The 17,882-nt window shown below is 72.7% G+C and carries 18 protein-coding genes and 2 pseudogenes; 11 read left to right on the forward strand and 9 right to left on the reverse strand.

Features of this window, described 5'->3' with window-relative positions:
• Positions 1–19: 19 nt before the first annotated feature.
• Both GEV28_RS25350 and GEV28_RS25355 read right to left on the reverse strand, forming a co-directional pair.
• Entirely contained in the window at positions 20–586 is a 567-nt protein-coding gene (locus tag GEV28_RS25350; protein WP_291414723.1) for a dihydrofolate reductase family protein, read from the reverse strand.
• 93 nt (positions 587–679) lie between these two features.
• On the reverse strand, positions 680–1,039 hold the full coding sequence (locus GEV28_RS25355) for an excisionase (RefSeq protein ID WP_291414724.1): 360 nt from the start codon (positions 1,037–1,039) through the stop codon (positions 680–682).
• A 62-nt stretch (positions 1,040–1,101) separates the two neighbouring features.
• Between GEV28_RS25355 and GEV28_RS25360 the strand changes: the two are divergent.
• The 3 genes and pseudogenes from GEV28_RS25360 to GEV28_RS25370 all read left to right on the forward strand — a co-directional run.
• Positions 1,102–1,472, forward strand: a pseudogene (locus GEV28_RS25360) (Clp protease N-terminal domain-containing protein); the annotation flags it as partial.
• A 207-nt stretch (positions 1,473–1,679) separates the two neighbouring features.
• Positions 1,680–2,087, forward strand: a pseudogene (locus GEV28_RS25365) (Clp protease); the annotation flags it as partial.
• Positions 2,088–2,113: 26 nt separating this feature from the next.
• Positions 2,114–2,299 (forward strand): hypothetical protein, encoded by a 186-nt coding sequence (locus GEV28_RS25370; protein WP_291414725.1) that lies wholly within the window; start codon positions 2,114–2,116, stop codon positions 2,297–2,299.
• Between the two features lies 1 nt (position 2,300).
• On the opposite strand, the gene GEV28_RS25375 is transcribed toward GEV28_RS25370, so the two are convergent.
• Genes GEV28_RS25375 through GEV28_RS25385 form a run of 3 tightly spaced genes read right to left on the reverse strand, consistent with a single transcriptional unit; the run spans position 2,301 to position 4,234 of the window.
• Complete coding sequence (locus GEV28_RS25375) at positions 2,301–3,029, reverse strand: VOC family protein (protein WP_291414726.1); 729 nt, start codon at positions 3,027–3,029, stop codon at positions 2,301–2,303.
• A 30-nt stretch (positions 3,030–3,059) separates the two neighbouring features.
• A complete protein-coding gene (locus tag GEV28_RS25380) occupies positions 3,060–3,824 on the reverse strand; it encodes a maleylpyruvate isomerase N-terminal domain-containing protein (protein WP_291414727.1) in 765 nt (254 codons plus the stop codon).
• Positions 3,821–4,234, reverse strand: a complete 414-nt coding sequence (locus GEV28_RS25385; RefSeq protein ID WP_291414728.1) for an SAV_6107 family HEPN domain-containing protein — start codon at positions 4,232–4,234, stop codon at positions 3,821–3,823. Before GEV28_RS25385 ends, GEV28_RS25380 begins: the two co-directional genes overlap by 4 nt.
• 218 nt (positions 4,235–4,452) lie before the next feature.
• Between GEV28_RS25385 and GEV28_RS25390 the strand changes: the two genes are divergently transcribed.
• Together GEV28_RS25390 and GEV28_RS25395 are read left to right on the forward strand one after the other, a co-directional pair.
• A complete protein-coding gene (locus tag GEV28_RS25390; protein WP_291414729.1) occupies positions 4,453–4,974 on the forward strand; it encodes a YbaK/EbsC family protein in 522 nt (173 codons plus the stop codon).
• Entirely contained in the window at positions 4,971–5,537 is a 567-nt protein-coding gene (locus GEV28_RS25395; protein ID WP_291414730.1) for a GNAT family N-acetyltransferase, read from the forward strand. Before GEV28_RS25390 ends, GEV28_RS25395 begins: the two co-directional genes overlap by 4 nt.
• Positions 5,538–5,685: 148 nt before the next feature.
• On the opposite strand, the gene GEV28_RS25400 is transcribed toward GEV28_RS25395, so the two are convergent.
• A complete protein-coding gene (locus GEV28_RS25400; RefSeq protein ID WP_291414731.1) occupies positions 5,686–7,365 on the reverse strand; it encodes a DUF885 domain-containing protein in 1,680 nt (559 codons plus the stop codon).
• A 90-nt stretch (positions 7,366–7,455) separates the two neighbouring features.
• Here GEV28_RS25400 and GEV28_RS25405 point away from each other — a divergent pair, with 90 nt between their 5' ends.
• On the forward strand, positions 7,456–8,145 hold the full coding sequence (locus GEV28_RS25405) for a DUF3153 domain-containing protein (protein ID WP_291414732.1): 690 nt from the start codon (positions 7,456–7,458) through the stop codon (positions 8,143–8,145).
• Between the two features lie 10 nt (positions 8,146–8,155).
• Here GEV28_RS25405 and GEV28_RS25410 read toward each other — a convergent pair whose 3' ends face one another.
• On the reverse strand, positions 8,156–9,070 hold the full coding sequence (locus GEV28_RS25410; protein ID WP_291414733.1) for a methylenetetrahydrofolate reductase: 915 nt from the start codon (positions 9,068–9,070) through the stop codon (positions 8,156–8,158).
• A 106-nt stretch (positions 9,071–9,176) separates the two neighbouring features.
• Here GEV28_RS25410 and GEV28_RS25415 point away from each other — a divergent pair, with 106 nt between their 5' ends.
• The 4 genes from GEV28_RS25415 (at position 9,177) to GEV28_RS25430 (ending at position 14,670) form a co-directional block, all read left to right on the forward strand.
• Positions 9,177–10,295, forward strand: coding sequence for a polyprenyl synthetase family protein (locus GEV28_RS25415; RefSeq protein ID WP_291414734.1), 1,119 nt, complete (start codon positions 9,177–9,179; stop codon positions 10,293–10,295).
• A gap of 367 nt (positions 10,296–10,662) precedes the next feature.
• Positions 10,663–12,192 (forward strand): phytoene desaturase family protein, encoded by a 1,530-nt coding sequence (gene crtI / locus GEV28_RS25420; RefSeq protein ID WP_291414742.1) that lies wholly within the window; start codon positions 10,663–10,665, stop codon positions 12,190–12,192.
• Positions 12,193–12,334: 142 nt separating this feature from the next.
• A complete protein-coding gene (locus GEV28_RS25425) occupies positions 12,335–13,759 on the forward strand; it encodes a hypothetical protein (protein ID WP_291414735.1) in 1,425 nt (474 codons plus the stop codon).
• Positions 13,723–14,670, forward strand: a complete 948-nt coding sequence (locus tag GEV28_RS25430) for a phytoene/squalene synthase family protein (RefSeq protein ID WP_291414736.1) — start codon at positions 13,723–13,725, stop codon at positions 14,668–14,670. The genes GEV28_RS25425 and GEV28_RS25430 overlap by 37 nt, the downstream gene beginning before the upstream one ends.
• 57 nt (positions 14,671–14,727) lie before the next feature.
• Here GEV28_RS25430 and GEV28_RS25435 read toward each other — a convergent pair whose 3' ends face one another.
• On the reverse strand, positions 14,728–15,096 hold the full coding sequence (locus GEV28_RS25435; protein ID WP_291414737.1) for an Rv2175c family DNA-binding protein: 369 nt from the start codon (positions 15,094–15,096) through the stop codon (positions 14,728–14,730).
• Positions 15,097–15,220: 124 nt separating this feature from the next.
• On the opposite strand from GEV28_RS25435, the gene GEV28_RS25440 reads away from it, so the two are divergent.
• On the forward strand, positions 15,221–17,365 hold the full coding sequence (locus GEV28_RS25440) for a Stk1 family PASTA domain-containing Ser/Thr kinase (protein ID WP_291414738.1): 2,145 nt from the start codon (positions 15,221–15,223) through the stop codon (positions 17,363–17,365).
• Between the two features lie 174 nt (positions 17,366–17,539).
• Here GEV28_RS25440 and GEV28_RS25445 read toward each other — a convergent pair.
• Positions 17,540–17,882, reverse strand: a 343-nt coding sequence (locus tag GEV28_RS25445) for a 3-deoxy-7-phosphoheptulonate synthase (RefSeq protein WP_291414739.1), incomplete at its 5' end; no start/stop codon positions are given.

Consider the following 17,882-nt stretch of genomic DNA (forward strand, 5'->3'; position numbering starts at 1 on the left):
GGGTGAGGCACCGCGGGGGTCACGAGTCGGTCTTGGTCACCGGGGTGTAGCTCAGCACGATCAGGCCCGTGCTCTGGGTCTCGACGCCGTTGAGGGTGAAGCTCACCTGATCGCTGTCGCGGTACAGCAGGTCGGTCGGCTTGGCCTTGCCGGACAGCACCGGGTGCAGCCAGATCCGCAGCTCGTCGAGCAGGCCGTTCTCCACCAGCAGGCGGGTCACCTGGCCGTAGCCGTACTGCAGGATGTCGCCCTCCTGCTCCTTCAGCGCGCGGAGCTCGGCCACCGTGTCGCCGCTGCCGCCGACCACCGTCGTGTTGGTCCAGGTCGGGTCCTTCAGCGTCGTCGAGACGACGTACTTCTTGATGCTGTTCATCCGGTCGGCGAACTCGTCGGCGCCGGTCCGCGTGGACCACGCCTGCTCGAAGCCCTCGTAGGTCTCCCGGCCCATGATCAGCGCCTGGCTCATGTACAGCTGACCGGTCGCGGCCCGCCGGGCCTCGTCACCGAAGTAGGCGAAGTGCCAGTCCTGGACGTTCTGGACGTCGCCGTCGAGGGTCATGTACGTGGCGTTGACGATCTTGCCCATCGGAATCTCCTCCGCTCCCGAGCCGGGCCCGCGCCGGCTTCCTGCCCATGCGTCGAGCGGGCGGGACCGGATTCGACACGTCCCGCGGAGAACTTATCCGCGACCTTCCAGGGCGGCCAGCCGCAGCTCGAGCTGGTCGATCCGGGAGCGCAGCAACGTCACCTGTGCCTCGACGCTGACCTCGCGCTCGGCCCGCCGCTGGATGCGTGGCGACCGGGCCGCCCGCTCGACCACCGCGTCGAGCGGGACCAGGCGTTGCGGGCCGTTGGGGCCGTCGACCAGCCGCGACCGCAGCTCACCGTTGCGGTACCAGGAGCGCAGCGCCGACCGCGACACCCCGGTCTCCTGCTCGGCCTGCGCGAGCGTGACCCACGGGGTGTCCTCCAGCTGCGCGAACAGCTCCAGCTCGTCCCGCCAGCGCGAGAGCCGGTCGTCCCAGTCCGAGGCAGTCATACGGTCACCATATCAGTGCCACTGTATTGACAGGGTTTTCCATGGGGCGGAGCATCTGAGGCATGTTCGAGCGATTCACCGACAGCGCGCGCAGCGTCGTCGTCATGGCCCAGACCGAAGCCAGAGACCTCATGCACGGCCCATCGGCACCGAGCACGTGCTGCTCGGCCTGTTCCACTCGCAGACCGGGATCGCCGCGAGCGCGCTGAACCAGCTCGGCATCACCGCCGAGATGGTGCGCGCCGACGTCGTCGAGATCGTCGGGGTGGGCAAGGAGGAGCCGAGCGGGCACATCCCGTTCAGCCCGCGCGCGAAGAAGGTGCTCGAGCTGGCGCTGCGCGAGGCGTTGCGGCTCAGCCACAACTACATCGGCACCGAGCACATCCTGCTGGCGCTCGAACGCGAGGGTGGCGGCGTCGCCGCCAAGATCCTCGCCAACCACGTCCAGGACACCGGCGACATCCCGCGGACGGTGATGGCGCTGGTGGACTCCGGCGGCACGTCGAGCGGCCCGGCCCGGCCGAAGCGCACCAGCGCGGCCAACGAGGTCGTCGCCGCCGCCGAGGCGCTGGCCGGCGAGGCTCCGATGGGCAGCCACCACCTGCTCGAGGCACTCATCCGCGCCGACGGCAGCATGGCCGCCACCGTGCTCACCCAGCTGGGCATCAGCCCGGACGCGGTCGCCGACAAGGTCGACGAGCTCGACGCCGACGTGACCACCGACGCGACCCCGCAGGAGACCGCCGCCCGCAAGATGGAGCTGCGGGTCGACGGCGACGAGGTGCACCTGGTGTTCCGCGACGAGGGCACGGTCGGCCTGACCAAGTCCGTGCAGGAGCTCACCGGCGGCGGACCGATCCGTGCCACCGGCCCGCTCGCCGGCCAGTTTGTTCCACTGTGGACACAGACCAACGAGCTGCTGATGGCGCTGCTCCGGACGCTCAAGCCGGAGGGCGAGAGCAAGGACGTCGGCAAGGCGGCTCTGCTGGTCCGCCGGGTGCTGCACGACCGGCTCCGCCGCCGCCAGCCACCGGCCGACGCGGGCTGACCGGACGGCCACGCAATGACCGCGACATGACCACGCCTGCCGCCGAGCGGGTGCTCGAGCACTGCGCGGAGCCGATCCGCCCGCTGGCCCGCGCGGTGCGTACGGTCGGCTCGGTGCAGCTGGCGCTGGTCTCCGGCCTGATGATCCAGTGGCTGACCGACGCCACCGAGGTGCTCACCGGCCTGCGCACCCTGCTCGGTGCCGACGGGTAGGTCAGCGCGGGGTGAGGACGCAGAACTCGTTGTCCTCCGGGTCGGCCAGAACCTCCCAGCGGACGTCCCCCTGACCCACGTCCACCGGACGGGCACCCAGCTCGGCGAGGCGGGCGACCTCGGTGGCCACCGAGCCGTCGGGGTAGGGGGCCACATCCAGGTGGACCCGGTTCTTCACCGGGTGCGGCGCGGCCGAGCGGATGAGCTCCAGCCACGGGCCGCGGCCGTCCGGGTCGCGCAGTGACGCGTACTCCACGCCCGTGCGCTCCACCGGCCAGCCGGTGGCCGCCGACCAGAACTCGGCCAGCGCGGTCGGCGAGGCCACGGCCGCGACGACGGCGGCCACCGCACCCGTCGACGCGTACTCGGGGCGCGGCTCCAGCACGCAGAACTCGTTGCCCTCCGGGTCGGCCAGAACGAACCACGGCACGTTGCGCTGACCGATGTCGATCCGCTCGGCACCCAGGGCGAGGGCGCGGTCGACGACGGCCATCTGCTGGTCGGGCGACGCGCTGGCCAGGTCGAGATGCAGGCGGTTCTGCACCGTCTTCGGCTCGGGGACCGGGACGAAGACCAGGTCGAAGCGCCACCCGTCGTCCGGCGGCGCCTGCACGTCGACCTCGTCGGGCTCCGCCAGGCTGACCCGCCAGCCGAGCAGGTCGCACCAGAACTGGGCCAGCGCGGGCGGATCGGCCGCGTCGACGACCACATTGACCAGTCGGGTGGACATGATCGAGACGCTAGCCGAGACCACCGACATTCAGTGCGTGGCCAGCCGGAGCAGGTGCCACAGCTGGGAGACGCCGGCGCGGTCGCCGTCCGGCGTGGCGGTGAGGATCGGGCGGCGGCCCCACAGCCACAGGTACATCCCGGTGGGGTCGCTGGTGATCGTGGCGTCCGCCCGCTCGTCCGGCTGCGCCTGCCACGACGCCGTGCCGGTGGCGGTGATCCGCGCGATCCAGCGCCGCTTCCCCGCGACCACGGCCACCTCGCCCGCCCAGGAGTTGGTCACGCCCAGCACCCCGAGCCGGTGGGTGAACCACAGCGACAGGATCTCGTCGATGCCGTCGAACGCGATGTCCTCCGCGATGCCGCCGACCGTCATCCCTGCGGCCGCCTGCTGGACGTCGATGCGGTGGACCGTGCTCTCGTGCGCCATGCGCCTGCGCCAGAACCCGTAGGTCTGGTCGAGCGGCCACCAGGTCGGGCAGCCCTCCGCGGGGTCGTGCGCGGACAGCTCGTCGAGGAGCTCGCGGAGCCCCACCCGCAAGTAGTCCTCGACCGACTGGTCGCCGTCGGGCGCGCGCTGCCAGCGGGTGGGCACGTCGCCGCCGGAACGCAGCCACGACACGACCATCCGGTAGACGCTGCCGACGTGCCGCACCGTCTCGCCCAGCGTCATGCCCGGGGCGTACGTGACGACGGTCTCCGGATCCACGCCGCGCGCCGACGACGCCAGCAGCTCACCCTCCACCTCCAGCACCTCGAGCAGGCGGCCGTGGTCGGCCAGTGCCCGACCGGTCATGGCGTGCCGTGGATCGCGCGCACGACCAGGTCGAGGAACTGCTCGGACTGGCGGACCAGGTCGTCGGCGGTGCGGTCGGTGACCGCGCGGGTGATGCCGGCCTGGACCGACGCGCGGGTGGCCGAGCAGGACGCGAAGAACGCCGCCCACTCGCGCAGCTCGGGCGCCACCGAGGCGAGCAGCGTCCACACGCTCATGGGACGCGAGCGCGCCCGGTGCGGGCGGCCGCGCATGGCGAGCAGCGCCGCGGCGGCACGCAGCGCGGACAGGTACGCCTGGGCGAACCGCTGGGCCGGGTCGGCGTCGCGAGTGGCGTCGGCGAGCCCCCGCTCGGCCTGGGAAAGCAGGGTGAGCGCGGTCTCCGGCACGGTCACGGGCTCGTTGTCGAGATAGTCCAGAGTTGTGGTCACCTGACGCCTCCTCGCGGGCCAAAGCCGTCACCTGGCGTGACGACATGCCGTGGGGAAGCCGGCGGCGCTCGGTGGTGAGGCGCTTCCCCCGCCCCACCACCGAGCTCAGCTCGAACGTGTGTTCGAACAGTTCGAGCTTAGCTCCGGGCACCGACAGACTCAACCTCGACCGGGATTTTCAGCGGCGACACACGCCACACCTGTGCTCTGATGTGCCCATGACCTCTCTCGACCACCCCTCGATCAGCAAGTTGTCCTCCGCACTGCGCGAGGCCGGGCTGCCGGCCGCCGCCGACGGGATCCGCATCCTGGCCGACGAGGTGCGCACCGCCGCGGCCGCGGCGGCCGCGCTCGGCGTCCCGGTCGGCGCGATCGCGAACAGCCTCGTGTTCCGCGCTACCGAGGGTGACCGGGTCTTCCCGTTGCTCGCGCTGACCTCCGGCGCGCACCGGGCATCCGTGGTGCGGTTGGCGACGCTCGCCGGGGCGACGTCGGTGGGCCGGGCGGATCCGGCGTTCGTGCGGGAGCACACCGGTCAGGTGATCGGCGGGGTGTCGCCGGTGGGGCATCCCCGGCCGATCACCACGGTGGTCGACCGGGCGCTGGCCGGGTACGACGTCGTGTGGGCCGCCGCCGGGCACCCGAAAGCCGTGTTCCCGACGACGTTCGCCGAGTTGGTGGAGCTGACGGGGGGCATGGCTGCGGACGTCGCTGCCGAAGAGGAGAATCCCGTGTCGTGACCGCGGTTCCACCACGGGTCGAGCGCTTCATCGACCTCAGCCAGGACGAGTTGCGGGCGCGGCTGCCCGAGGCGCTGTCGCTGTACGTCACGGCGATGCGCTACCCGACCGGCACCGCCGAGCAGCGTGCACCGATGTGGCTCGCGCACATGCTGCGGGCGGGCTGGCGCTGCGTGGCCGCGCTCGACGCGGAAGGCGCGATGATAGGCATCGCGTACGGCTACCGCGGCGCCACCGGCCAGTGGTGGCACGAGCAGGTGCGGCGCGGCATCGTCGAGCGGTCGGGCCCGGAGTTCGCCGACTCCTGGCTCGACGACTACTTCGAGCTCACCGAGGTGCACGTCCGCCCGGCCGGCCAGGGCCGTGGCGTGGGCGAGGACCTGCTGCGCCGGCTGCTGGCGGAGGTCCTGGCGAGCAAGGTCCTGCTGTCCACGCCGGAGGGCCCGTCCCGCGCGTGGCGCCTGTACTACCGGATGGGCTTCGTCGACGTGCTGCGCCACTACCGCTTCACCGGCGACCCGCGCCCGTTCGGCGTGCTGGGCCGGACCCTCCCCCTCGACTGATTCGGCGTATCGGCCGGTCCTCGAAAGCGTTGACGACATGCGCTGGGCCGGCGCCGGCGATTCGCCGATCACCATTCGGAGGCGTAACCAAAGAACTCCGCTCGTGCGGGCGGGCTCGGCGTCAGACGACCGCCAGGGCCGGCGGGGGTCACAGCGCCGCCAGCCGCTCGCGCATGGTGTCCAGGCCCATCTGGCCCATGCGCAGCGCCTGCATGTGGAAGTGCTTGAGGTCGAACGCGGCGCCCGCCCGGGCCCGGGCGTCGTCGCGGGCCGACAGCCACAGGCGCTCGCCCAGCTTGTACGCCGGGGCCTGGCCCGGCCAGCCGAGGTAGCGGTCGATCTCGTCGCGGACCAGGGCCTCCTTGGCGACCGTGCGGGTCAGCATGAACTCCAGGCCGAGGTCCGGCGTCCAGCGCGCACCCTCGTGGAAACCGGTGCCGCTCGGGATCTCCAGCTTCAGGTGCATGCCGATGTCGATGATCACCCGCGCCGCGCGGAAGAGGCTCTCGTTCAGCATGCCCAGCAGGTCCCCGTCGTCGGAGAGGTAGCCGAACTCGTCCATCAGCCGCTCCGCGTACAGCGCCCAGCCCTCGCTGTAGGCCGGCACCCACGCCAGCAGCCGCTGGTACTTGTTCAGCCGCTTCGACTCGTACGTCGCCGTCGCGATCTGCAGGTGATGGCCGGGCACGCCCTCGTGGTAGACGGTGCTGACCTCGCGCCACGTGGTGAACTCGTCCTCGCCCGGCGCGAGTGCCCACCACATCGCGCCGGCGCGGGAGAAGTCGTCGGACGGGCCGGTGTAGTACGCACCGCTGCCACCGCCGGGCGGGGCGATCTTGCAGTCGAGCCGCATGATGTCGTCGGGGATCTCGAAGTGCGCGTCACGCAGGTCGGCGAGCGCCTGGTCGGACAGCCGCCGCATCCACTCGCGGAGCGCCGCGGCACCGCTCACCTTGTACCGCGGGTCGAGGTCGAGCACACCGGCCGCCTCGGGGACGCTCGCCCCCGGCTTGATCCGCCCCGCGACCTCCTTCATCTCGGCCTCGATCCGGAGGAACTCCGCCCAGCCCCACTCGTAGGCCTCCTGGAGATCCAGCCGCGCGCCCAGGTACATCCGCGACCACAGTCCGTAGACGTCCGCGCCGACCGCGTCCTCGGCCGGCGCCTGCGCCAGCAGCTCCTCCCGGAGGAACTTCGCCAGCTCCGCATACGCCTGCCCGGCCACGGCCGCCCCGGCGTCGAGCTCCGCCCGCACGGAGTCGTCGGGCGCCCCGGCGGCCATCGACGCGAAGAACGCCGGCTCGTCGCCCAGCCCGGCCCAGGTCGAGCACTGGTCGGCCACCTTGGTCACCTGGCGCTGCGCCGACACCCTGCCGTTCGCGGCCGCGTGCCGCAGGCTCTCCCGGTAGCTCGCGAGCGCCTCGGGCACGGCCGACATCCGGGTGGCGACCGTGCGCCACGCCTCCGGCGAGTCGGTCGGCATCAGGTCGAACACCATGCGCAGGTCCTGCGCCGGGCTCGCCAGCACGTTCAGCGACGCGACGGTCAGCCCCGCGTCGTAGACCTCCCGCTCGATGCCGAGCCGCTCGGTGAACACCGCCTTCGCGTCCCGCTCGCCGTCGTCGGCCGGCTCCTGCTCGCCCACGGCGCGCAGCGCCGTCGCGATCAGCTCGGCGCGCGCCGCGTGCCCGTCCGGGGAGAGGTCGGGCAGCCGGTCGTCGTGGTCGGTGATGCCCAGCGACGTCGCCACGGTCGGGTCGAGCCGGACATAGTCGTCCACATAGGAGTCACAGATGCGGTGTACGGGGGTGTCCATCCCGGATGTCATGGTCCGGACGGTACCCAACCCGGCACGTCGATTTCGAACGGGAAACCGCCTGGTGTCCGCGACTCGACCGGCGGCTGGCAGGATGTGCCGGTGCGCAGCGCTCGCCGAGATCAGGTTCGCAGGGGGCTCGGGCTCATCGTGCTGCTCGGCGTCATGGCGGCCACGCTCACCGGCTGCCTCCGGGTGCACGCCGCGCTGGCGGTCTCCCAGGACGACGTGATCTCCGGCAAGCTCGTCATCGCCGCGCTGCCGGTCAGCAAGGACGACGACGGGCCGAACCTCACCGTTCCGCCCGAGCTCGCCGACAGGGTGAGCACCGAGCCCTACACCGCGGACGGCTACGTCGGCCAGAAGGTCACGCTGAGCGGGGTGAAGTTCGCCGACTTCAGCACACTGGTGGAGTCCATCTCCACGATGCGGCAGTTCCGGATGTCGTTCCGCCGCTCCGGCGGCCTGGTCTCCCTCGCCGGCTCGATCGACCTGACCCGGGTGCCCCCCGACCGGGCCGACGTGCAGGTCAAGGTCGCCTTCCCCGGTCAGATCTCGCGCACCAACGGCGACAACATCGACGGCACGATCAGCTGGGCACCCAAGCCGGGCGCGGTCACCGAGTTCGCCGCCACCGCGCAGTACTCCAACGCGCCCGGGGTGTCCTGGACCCAGTGGGTGGCGATCGTCGGCGGCGGCGCGGTGGGCGTGGCCGTGCTGGTGGTCCTGCTGGCGCTGTTCACCCACCGGCGCAACCTCAGGCTCGAACGGGCCCAGGCCCGCCGGGCTTGACCGACGCGCCTCAGCCGACCGGCCGTAAGTTCGCCTGCGTGTCGGGCCTGCTGGGCACGAGGCCGAGCCGGTCCACCATCTCCTTGGTCGCCTTCGACCGGTTGAACGTGTAGAAGTGCAGGCACGGCACGCCCTCGGCGAGCAGCCGCTCGGACAGCTCCGCGGTGACGTCCATGCCGGCCGCGCGGAACGCCTTCGGGTCCTCGGCGAGCGGGCCCAGTCGCTCCGTGAGCGAGGCCGGCACCTGGGCGCCGGACAGCTCGACGGTCTTCGTCAGGATCTTGGGCGTGGTCAGCGGCATGATGCCGGGCAGGAGCAGCGTGTCGCAGCCGCGTGCCGCGACCCGGTCACGCATCCGCAGGAAGTCGTCGGCCTCGAAGAACAGCTGGGCGATCGCGAAGTCCGCGCCGGCCCGCAGCTTGCGGACGAGGTACTCGGTGTCGGTGTCCACGTCGGCCGAACGCGGGTGGCCGTAGGGGAACGCGGACACGCCGACGCAGAAGTCGCCGAGCTCGCGCACCAGGCGCACCAACTCCTCGGCGTAGGCCAGGCCCTCGGGGTGCCGCACCCACTCACCCATCGGGTCACCCGGCGGGTCGCCCCGCAGCGCGAGGACGTTGCGCACGCCCAGCTCGGCGTACCAGCCGATGACGTTGCGCAGCTCGGCGACCGAGTGGTCGACGGCGGTGAGGTGCGCCATCGAGACCAGCGTGGTCTCCCGGACCACGCGGCCGGTCGTGCGGATGGTCCGGTCGCGGCTGGACCCGCCCGCGCCGTAGGTGACCGAGACGAACGCCGGGTCCAGACCCTCCAACGACCGGATGGAGTTCCACAGCCGCTGCTCGTCCGCGTCATCCCGCGGAGGCATGAACTCGACGGAGAACACCGGCCGGTCACCCGGGATACGCGCCACCACCGAAGTCATGGGCTCCAGGGTAGTAAAGGCGCGTATGGCGCAACTCGGCCACCGGCAGAGCACCAGCGGACCCCCGCTGGTACGCGGGCCGAGCCGACCACGCACCATGGTCCGCGTGCCCCCGGCTCCTGATCTCCCCACCGCCGTCGACCGGTCGATCGACACGGCGGTGCACCTGCATGTCGAGGACTTCCTCGCCCGCTACCTGGCCGAACGCCGCGCCGAGCTGCCCGAGCTCGCCCGCACCTTCGCCCAGGCCGTCGACACGCTGTCCGACTTCGCGCTGCGCGGCGGCAAGCGGCTGCGGCCCACGTTCGCCTGGTGGGCCTGGCGCGCCGCGGGTGGCGAGCCGGACGGGCCGCGGGCACAGGCGGTGCTCCACGCGGTCAGCGCGCTCGAGCTGATCCAGACGTGCGCGCTCGTGCACGACGACATCATGGACGCCTCCGAGCTGCGCCGCGGCCGCCCGACCGTGCACGTCCGGTTCACCGAGGCGCACCGGGCCGGTGCCTGGCTCGGCGAGCCGGAGCGGTTCGGCATGGCCGCCGCGATCCTGCTCGGCGACCTCGCGCTGGCCTGGGCGGACGACATGTTCGAGAGCGCCGGGCTGGAGCCGGACATGCGGGCGGCGGCCCGCGGGCCGTGGCAGGCGATGCGTGCGGAGATGTTCGCCGGGCAGTACTTGGACGTGCTCGCGCAGGCCGAGGGCGACGAGTCGGAGGAGCGCGCGCTCGGCGTGGCGCGGCTCAAGACGGCGGCCTACACGGTGGAGCGGCCGCTGCACATGGGCGTCGCGTTCGCCGGCGCGGGGCCGCGCACGGTCGAGGCGGTGAAGACGTTCGGCACGGACATCGGCGTGGCGTTCCAGCTGCGCGACGACCTGCTGGGGATGTTCGGCGACACCGAGGTGACCGGCAAGCCGGCCGGTGACGACCTGCGCGAGGGCAAGCGGACGCTGCTGATGGCGCTCGGCATGGACTTCGCCACCCGCGCGGGCCGCGGCGCCGACGCGGACCTCATGCGCGCGGCACTGGGTGACCCCTCGCTGCGGCCGGAGACGCTCGCCCGGGTGCGGGAGCTGCTCGTCGAGGTGGGCGCGGTCGACGAGCTGGAGCGGCGGATCGACACGCTGAGGTCCTCGGCGCTCACCGCGCTGGACGGGTCCGACCTGACCGACCCCGGCGTCACGCGCCTGCGTGACCTGGCCCTGGCCGCCACCCGGAGGGATCGATAGCGAGCGGGAGTGACGGAGCGTTCGCTGTCTGGACGCGTGAGCGAGAGTGACGGAGCGTTCGCCGTCTGGACCGTGAGCGGGAGTGACGGAGCGTTCGCTGTCTGGACGTAGGAGAAGCGCAGGCGCGTCAGCGCCGAGCATCGCACGGAGGAAGACAGCGAGTAGCGGAGGAACGAAGCGAACCATCGAACACAGCGCCAGCGCCGAGCATCGCACGGAGCGAGTCATTGGACGGCGGGGCAGCGAGTAGCGGAGGAACGAAGCGAACCATCCAACACAGCGAGCGGGAGTGACGGAGCGTTCGCTGTCTGGACGAAGGAAGACGGCGAGTAGCGGAGGAACGAAGCGAACCATGGGCACCGTGCGCGTGAGGTCCGTCGCGGGCCCGACCGATCACGTCGTGGTCGTCGGGGCCGGGCTCGCCGGGCTCTCGGCCACGCTGCACCTGCTCGGCGCCGGCCGGTCGGTCACCGTGCTGGAGTCCGCGCCCGGTCCCGGTGGGCGGGCCGGGTCCGCGACCATGGCCGGCTACCGGATCGACACCGGCGCGTCGGTGCTGACGATGCCCGAGCTGATCGAGGAGGCGTTCGCCGCGGTCGGGACGTCGATGGCCGACCGGCTGACGCTCACCAGGCTGGATCCCTCGTACCGGGCGCGGTTCGCCGACGGCTCGTCGCTGGACGTGCACGCCGACGCGGACGCGATGGCCGGCGAGGTCGCCCGGTTCGCCGGGCCGCGGGAGGCCGACGGCTACCGGCGGCTGCGGTCCTGGCTGACCGAGCTGTACCGGCTGCAGCGGGACCGCTTCATCGGCGCCAACTTCGACTCGCCGCTGGACATCGTCGGCCCGCAGCTCGCCCGGCTCGCCGCGATCGGCGCGTTCGGCAGGCTCGGGCCCGCGGTCGGCCGGTTCCTGTCCGACGAGCGGCTGCGCCGGGTGTTCTCGTTCCAGTCGCTCTACGCCGGGCTCGCGCCGCACCGGGCGCTGGCCGCGTACGGGGTGATCGCGTACATGGACACGGTCGCCGGGGTGTACTTCCCGCGTGGCGGCGTGGGCGCGGTCGCCTCGGCCATGGCCGACGCGGCCACCGACGCGGGCGCCTCGGTCCGGTACGGCACGGGCGCGGCGTGGCTGGAGCGGACCGGGTCCCGGGTGACCGCGGTCCGCACCTCGCACGGCGAGCGGATCCCGTGCGACGCCGTGGTGCTGACACCGGACCTGCCGGTCAGCTACCGGCTGCTCGGCGGGGCGCCACGCCGGCCGGTGCGCCCGCGGTGGTCGCCGTCGGCGGTGGTGCTGCACGCCGGGGTGACCAGGAGCTGGTCGGAGCTGGCGCACCACACGGTGTTCTTCGGCGACGCGTGGGCGCGGACGTTCGACGAGATCCTGGTCCGGGGCCGGCTGATGAGCGACCCGTCGCTGCTGGTCACCCGGCCGACGGCCACCGACCCCGGCCTCGCGCCGGCCGGGCGGGAGCTGGTGTCGGTGCTGGCGCCGTGCCCGAACACCGCGGTGGGCCGGATCGACTGGCCGCGGGTCGGGCCCGCGTACCGGGACGAGCTGGTCGGGGTCCTGGAAGCCCGCGGGCTCACCGGACTCGGCGCGTCGGTGGAGGTGTCGCGGCTGGTCACGCCGGCCGACTGGGAGGCGGCGGGGCTGGCCGCCGGGACGCCGTTCTCGCTGGCGCACACGTTCCGCCAGACCGGCCCGTTCCGGCCGAGGAACCTGGTGCGCGGCGCCGGCAACGTGGTGCTCGCGGGCTGCGGGACGACCCCGGGGGTCGGCGTCCCGCCGGTGCTGGTCTCCGGCCGGCTGGCCGCCGCCCGCATCACCGGGACGGGCAACCCGCCGCGGACCCTGTCGAGTTCTGGTCGGCTCGTGGCGACAACCCCGTAGGGGTGCGCGACCACTTTTGGGCAATCGTGGCCAAGCCGTCAGGTGGATCCCCAACACGTCGGGTCGCGGAGTTGAGATACTCCTCGCCGAGTGCGTGTGTGCGCCGCCGGCGAACGACGGGCGGCGCGGATGGGGAGTCACGATGCGGCGACAACAAGCCTGGCACCCGACGATGGCGGCCGGGCGCCGTCGGGTCATGCTCGCGGGACTGCTGGCCGGGGCCGCGTTCGCGGTCGCGGGCTGCACCAACGCGGTGGCCGGCGCGCCGTCCGGGGTGGACATCGGGCCGCTGACCACGGCCGAGGGCGCCGCGGAGGCGCTGGTCGACTTCGCGGAGGCGGCCTCCGTGCACTACACCGGCTCGCTGGTGGCGGGCGACGGCGCGGAGCTCACCGTGGACGTCAACGCGACGCTCACCGGCGAGGTGTCCGGCAAGATCACCGTCAACGGCCTCGTCGCGGACGTCCTGCTCGTCGCCGACACGCTCTACCTCAAGGGCGCCGCCGACTTCTGGAGCGGCATGGTCGCCCGCTTCGGCGTCACCTCGGGCGACGGCAGCGCGCTCGCCGGGCGGTGGGTGAAGCTCCCGACCTCGCTGATCGGTGTCGAGTTCAGCGAGATCTTCACCCCGGACGTGGTCAGCCAGGCCGCCGGCAAGGTCGAAGGCGCGGCCGGCCGGACCGAGCTGACGAAGAACGCCAAGGAGAGCGTCGCCGGCGTCGACGCCTACGTGGTCGAGGTCGAGGGCGGCACGGTGTACATCGCCGCCGAGAAGCCGCACGGGGTGCTGCGCTTCGAGCTGGACAAGCTCGGCAGCGCGGACACGACATCGGTGACCGACGTGGTGCTGGACGTCGCGGACAGCTCGCCCGGGGTCGTGGCGTTCTACCAGTCGCTGGACAAGGCCGCGGCCGGGCTCAACACCGCGGTCGACGCGCTGACCGGCGTCGAGCAGGGCGCGCACCGGTTCGAGGCGTGCGGCGCGCCGAGCTGCTCGCTGGTCGTGGACATCAAGAACACGGCGAAGTCGGCCGTGCGGGTGCACCTGAAGGCGGACTGGACCGGTGACGGCAAGGCGCTCGGCAGCTGCGAGGGCAACGCCGGGCCGGTCGCACCGGGCGCGGGCGGCAAGATCAGCTGCAAGATCGCGACGCCGCAGTGGGTGAGCTTCTACCAGACCGCCAACTCGGTGCCCGGCACGCATCCGTACGGGGCGCAGTGGTCCGCTCTCGTGCTCGCCGACCCGCCGGACCTGGCCGACCTCAAGACGCGGGCCACCGCGAAGCCGGCCTCGGCGGACGACGCGAAGACCGACGGCAGCTACGCGCTGTACCAGATCTCCTACGCCGGCAAGGTGTGGAAGTACGGCGTCGTGCCGAACCGGTACTGGCGCGACCACGCCGCCGAGCAGCTGCGCGGCTGCCTGGCCAGCACGAAGTCGGCCTGCTCGGCGTCGCTGGTGACCGCGACCGAGGACCCGGTGTCGGCGCACGCGCTGGCCGCGCAGCTCGTGGCGAAGCACGAGGACGGGTGCCCGGCCGGCCAGTGGGTGAGCTGCCCGCGTTGAGCTCCGAGCTGGCCGCGGCCTACCGGGCCTGCCGGCGGATCAACGCGCGTCACGGGCGGACGTACTTCCTCGCGACCCGGCTGCTGCCGGCGGACCGGCGTCCGGCCGTGCACGCCTTGTACGGCTTCGCGCGACTGGCGGACGACATCGTCGACGCCACCGTCGATACCGCTGTCGGCGCCACTGCCGGGGACAGGGCTCGCGCGCTGGCCTCGCTGTCCCGGTCGCTCTCCGACGTGTTCGACGGTGGGGTGCCGTCGAGTCCGGTGCTGGTGGCGCTCGCCGACACGGTGCGCCGGTACGGGATCTCCCGCGCGCTGTTCGACGCGTTCCTCGACTCGATGCGGATGGACCTGACGGTCACCGGGTACCGCAGCTTCGCCGAGCTGGCCACGTACGTGCACGGGTCGGCCGAGGTCATCGGGCTGCAGCTGCTGCCGGTGCTGGGGACCGTCGGGCCGGCGGCGCGGGCCGCGCCGCACGCGGCCGCGCTGGGCGAGGCGTTCCAGCTGACCAACTTCCTGCGCGACGTCGGCGAGGACCTCGACCGGGGCCGGGTCTACCTGCCGGCCGAGCTGGCCGCGTTCGGGGTGGACCGGGCCCGGCTGGAACGGGCGCACCGGTCCGGCCGGCCGGACCCCGCGGTGCGGCGAGCGCTGGCGCACCTGGTCGCCTACAACCACGCGGTGTACCGGCGGGCCGAGCCGGGGATCGCGTTGCTGCGCCGCGAGTCCCGGCCGTGCATGCGCACCGCGTTCACGCTGTACCGGCGGATCCTCGACGAGATCGTCGCGTCGGACTACGCCGTGCTCGGCCGGCGGGTGGCGGTACCCACCCACCGACGGCTCGGCATCGCCCTGCCGGGCCTCGTTCGTGCGGTGGCGAGCCGCGCCGGACGCGCCAACGCCTGACTCGCGGGTCCCGAGCGTTGGACTCGCGGGTCCCGAGCGTTGGACTCGCGGGGTGGGTCAGAGGGCCAGGGCTTGGGCGCGGCGCTTGACCTCTCGGCCGCCCGTCGCGCGCAACGCGTCGATGGGGCGGCCGGGGAGGGTGTCGTCCGGGGTGAACAGCCAGCGCACCATCTCCTCCGGTGCGAAGCCGGCGTCCGCCAGAACCGTGATGGTGCCGGGAAGACCCTTGACGATCGCGCCGTCCGTGGTGAGGAAGTCGGCCGGGACGCACAGCACGCCGTCGCGGCGGACCGCCACCAGCTGGCCGTCCCGCAACGCCTGCCGCACCTTCGTCACCGGTAGGCCCAGCCGCAGCGCCGCATCGGGCAGTGGCAGCACCTCAACCTGGGGGTCGAGCACGTCGTCGGCAGAAGGTGTCGCACTCACGCCTCTCACGATGCCATACCCGCGACCGTCCTGCCGGGACGTTTTCGGCGACTTTCGGGCGGCGGGCATTACGGAATCGCCGGCTTCACCACGCGCCGTGGACGGGCTCCGTACCATCACGGGCGTGGACGAAAGGGGAGCCCGGCTCATCGGTGCACTGCTGGAACAGCGGTACCGGGTTGACGCGCTGCTCGCGCGCGGTGGCATGTCCTCGGTCTACCGCGGCCTGGACACCAGACTCGACCGTCGGGTCGCGATCAAGGTGATGGACGCTCGGTTCGCCGACGACCGCACCTTCGTCGACCGGTTCGAGCGGGAGGCCAGATCCGCGGCCAAGATCCACCACCCGAACGTCGTCGCGGTGCACGACCAAGGAGTGGACCGGACCGTCGACGGCAACCTGGTCTACCTGGTCATGGAGCTGGTCGACGGCGGCACGCTGCGGGACCTGATCAACGAGCGCGGCGCGCTGGACACCCCGCTCACGCTGTCGATCATGGAGCCGGTGCTGGCGGCGCTCGCCGCGGCGCACCGGGCCGGGCTCGTGCACCGGGACGTCAAGCCGGAGAACGTGCTGATCGGGCACGGCGGCGAGCACGGCACCGCGGTGAAGGTCGGCGACTTCGGCCTGGTCCGGGCCGTGGCCAGCGCGGGCACCACGAGCTCGAGCATCATCCTCGGCACGGTCGCCTACCTCTCGCCGGAGCAGGTCACCACCGGCGCCGCGACCGCCCGGGGCGACGTGTACTCGGCCGGCATCGTGCTGTACGAGGCGCTCACCGGCGTCACGCCCTACACCGGCGACAACCCGCTGTCGATCGCCTACCGGCACGTGAACGACGACGTGCCGGCGCCGGGCGAGCGGCTCACCGGGCTGCCGCCCGCGCTGGACGAGCTGGTCGTGCGCGCCACCCGGCGCGATCCGGCGGCCCGCCCGGCGGACGGGGCCGCGTTCCTGCAGGAGCTCGTCGCGTTGCGCGCGCAGCTGTCCGTGCCGGTGGTGCCGGTCCCGGTGCCCGAGCCGACCATCCAGGACCGCACGGTGCCGGTCACCCCGGTCGACCAGGCCCGCGCGCTCACGCCGCCGCCCACCGACGACCCGGAGGCCACCTCGGGCGGGCTGAATGTCGCCGACCTCGGCCAGCCGGCCATGGCCACGAGCAACGCCACGATCGTGCGCCAGGCACCGGCGGGCTTCCGGGCGATGGGCCCGCAGGGGACCCGGGCGATGCTGCGCACCGACCTCGACCAGGCCCAGCCGCGGCCACCGCAACCGCCGGTGATGCACCCCAACCTCGGCTCGCCGAGCGTCGGCTTCCCGGTGCCGCCGATGCCCCCGCCGCCGCGCAAGCCGAGCCGGGCCCAGCGGGGGATGCCCCCGCCGAAGCGGAGCACCAACATCGTGCTCTGGAGCATCGTCGTCGTGCTGGTGCTGGCGCTCGCCGGCACCACCACCTGGTGGTTCGCCTCGGGTCGGTGGACCACCGTGCCGAACGTGGCCGGCCAGCAGGCGACCAAGGCCCAGACGGTGTTGCGGGACAACGACATCGAGGCCGACATGACCCACGTGTGGGACAACGACGTCGACGCGGGCCTCGTGGTCCGCACCGAGCCCGGCGCGGGCCGGGACGTGCTCCGCGGCGACAAGGTCAAGCTGGTCGTGTCCTCCGGCCCGCCTCGGGTGCCGGACATCGAGCCCGGCACCAGCGTCGACGACGCGAAGCAGGCGATCAAGGACGCCGGCCTGCAGCCGGGGCTCGACGACGGGCTCAACGACTTCAGCGACGACGTGCCCGAGGGCACGGTGCTCCGGCTGGATCCGGAGGGCGGCACCCAGCTGCGGCTGAACGAGCGGGTCGACATCGTGCTCAGCAAGGGCGCGGAACCCAAGCCGCTACCCGACCTGCGCAACAAGACCAAGGACGAGGCGTTCGCGGAGCTGACGAACCTGGGCCTGCAGCCGGTCGAGGGAACGGCCGCGTTCGACCAGGACATCGAGGGCGGCCGGGTCATCGGCACCGACCCGCCGGCGGGCACCGTGGTGAACGGCGACAGCCAGCAGGTCACCGTGGTCCTGTCGAACGCGGTGACCGTGCCGGATGTCAACCAGAAGTCCCAGCAGGAGGCCGAGGCGACGCTGCGCCAGCTCGGGCTGGACGTGGAGGTGCAGAACCTCGGCGGTGGCGGTGGTCCGGTGCTCGCGCAGAACCCGCCCGCCAACAGCCGGGTGCAGCCCGGAACCAAGATCGTTATCTGGACAGTGCCCTGACCAGCCCGAACGGGTGAGAACGGCCGACGTCGCACGGGCTTGACGCGTTGACCATGCGAGAGGACCGCGACGCCGTCCCCGACGCCGACGTGCTCGCGGCGTGCGTGGCCAAGGCCTGCACGACGCCGCACGAGCACGCGTAGGAGCGCGCCTGGTGTCCCCCACCGGGGGACACTAGGACCGGAGCATCTCCGCCACGAGGAACGCCAGCTCCAGGCTCTGCTGGGTGTTGAGCCGCGGGTCGCAGGCGGTCTCGTAACGGCCGGACAGGTCGGCGTCGGAGATCTCCTGGGCGCCGCCGAGGCACTCGGTGACGTCCTCGCCGGTGAGCTCCACGTGGATGCCGCCCGGGTGGGTGCCCAGGTGGCGGTGCACCTCGAAGAAGCCCTGCACCTCGTCGACGATCCGGTCGAAGTGGCGGGTCTTGTAGCCCGTCGACGACTCGTGCGTGTTGCCGTGCATCGGGTCGCACTGCCAGATGACCTGGTGGCCCGAGGCGGTGACCTTCTCGACGATC

Source organism: Actinophytocola sp. (assembly GCF_009379765.1).
Classification (GTDB): Bacteria; Actinomycetota; Actinomycetes; order Mycobacteriales; family Pseudonocardiaceae; genus Actinophytocola.

Coding starts and splice junctions, on each gene's coding strand:
- GEV28_RS25410 (WP_291414733.1), bottom strand. CDS start 9,070: ATGACTTCGGTGGTGGCGCGTATCCCGGGTGACCGGCCGGTGTTCTCC.
- GEV28_RS25380 (WP_291414727.1), bottom strand. CDS start 3,824: ATGACCGGTCGGGCACTGGCCGACCACGGCCGCCTGCTCGAGGTGCTG.
- GEV28_RS25390 (WP_291414729.1), top strand. CDS start 4,453: ATGACCTCTCTCGACCACCCCTCGATCAGCAAGTTGTCCTCCGCACTG.
- GEV28_RS25355 (WP_291414724.1), bottom strand. CDS start 1,039: ATGACTGCCTCGGACTGGGACGACCGGCTCTCGCGCTGGCGGGACGAG.
- GEV28_RS25400 (WP_291414731.1), bottom strand. CDS start 7,365: ATGACATCCGGGATGGACACCCCCGTACACCGCATCTGTGACTCCTAT.
- GEV28_RS25370 (WP_291414725.1), top strand. CDS start 2,114: ATGACCACGCCTGCCGCCGAGCGGGTGCTCGAGCACTGCGCGGAGCCG.
- GEV28_RS25350 (WP_291414723.1), bottom strand. CDS start 586: ATGGGCAAGATCGTCAACGCCACGTACATGACCCTCGACGGCGACGTC.
- GEV28_RS25425 (WP_291414735.1), top strand. CDS start 12,335: ATGCGGCGACAACAAGCCTGGCACCCGACGATGGCGGCCGGGCGCCGT.
- GEV28_RS25375 (WP_291414726.1), bottom strand. CDS start 3,029: ATGTCCACCCGACTGGTCAATGTGGTCGTCGACGCGGCCGATCCGCCC.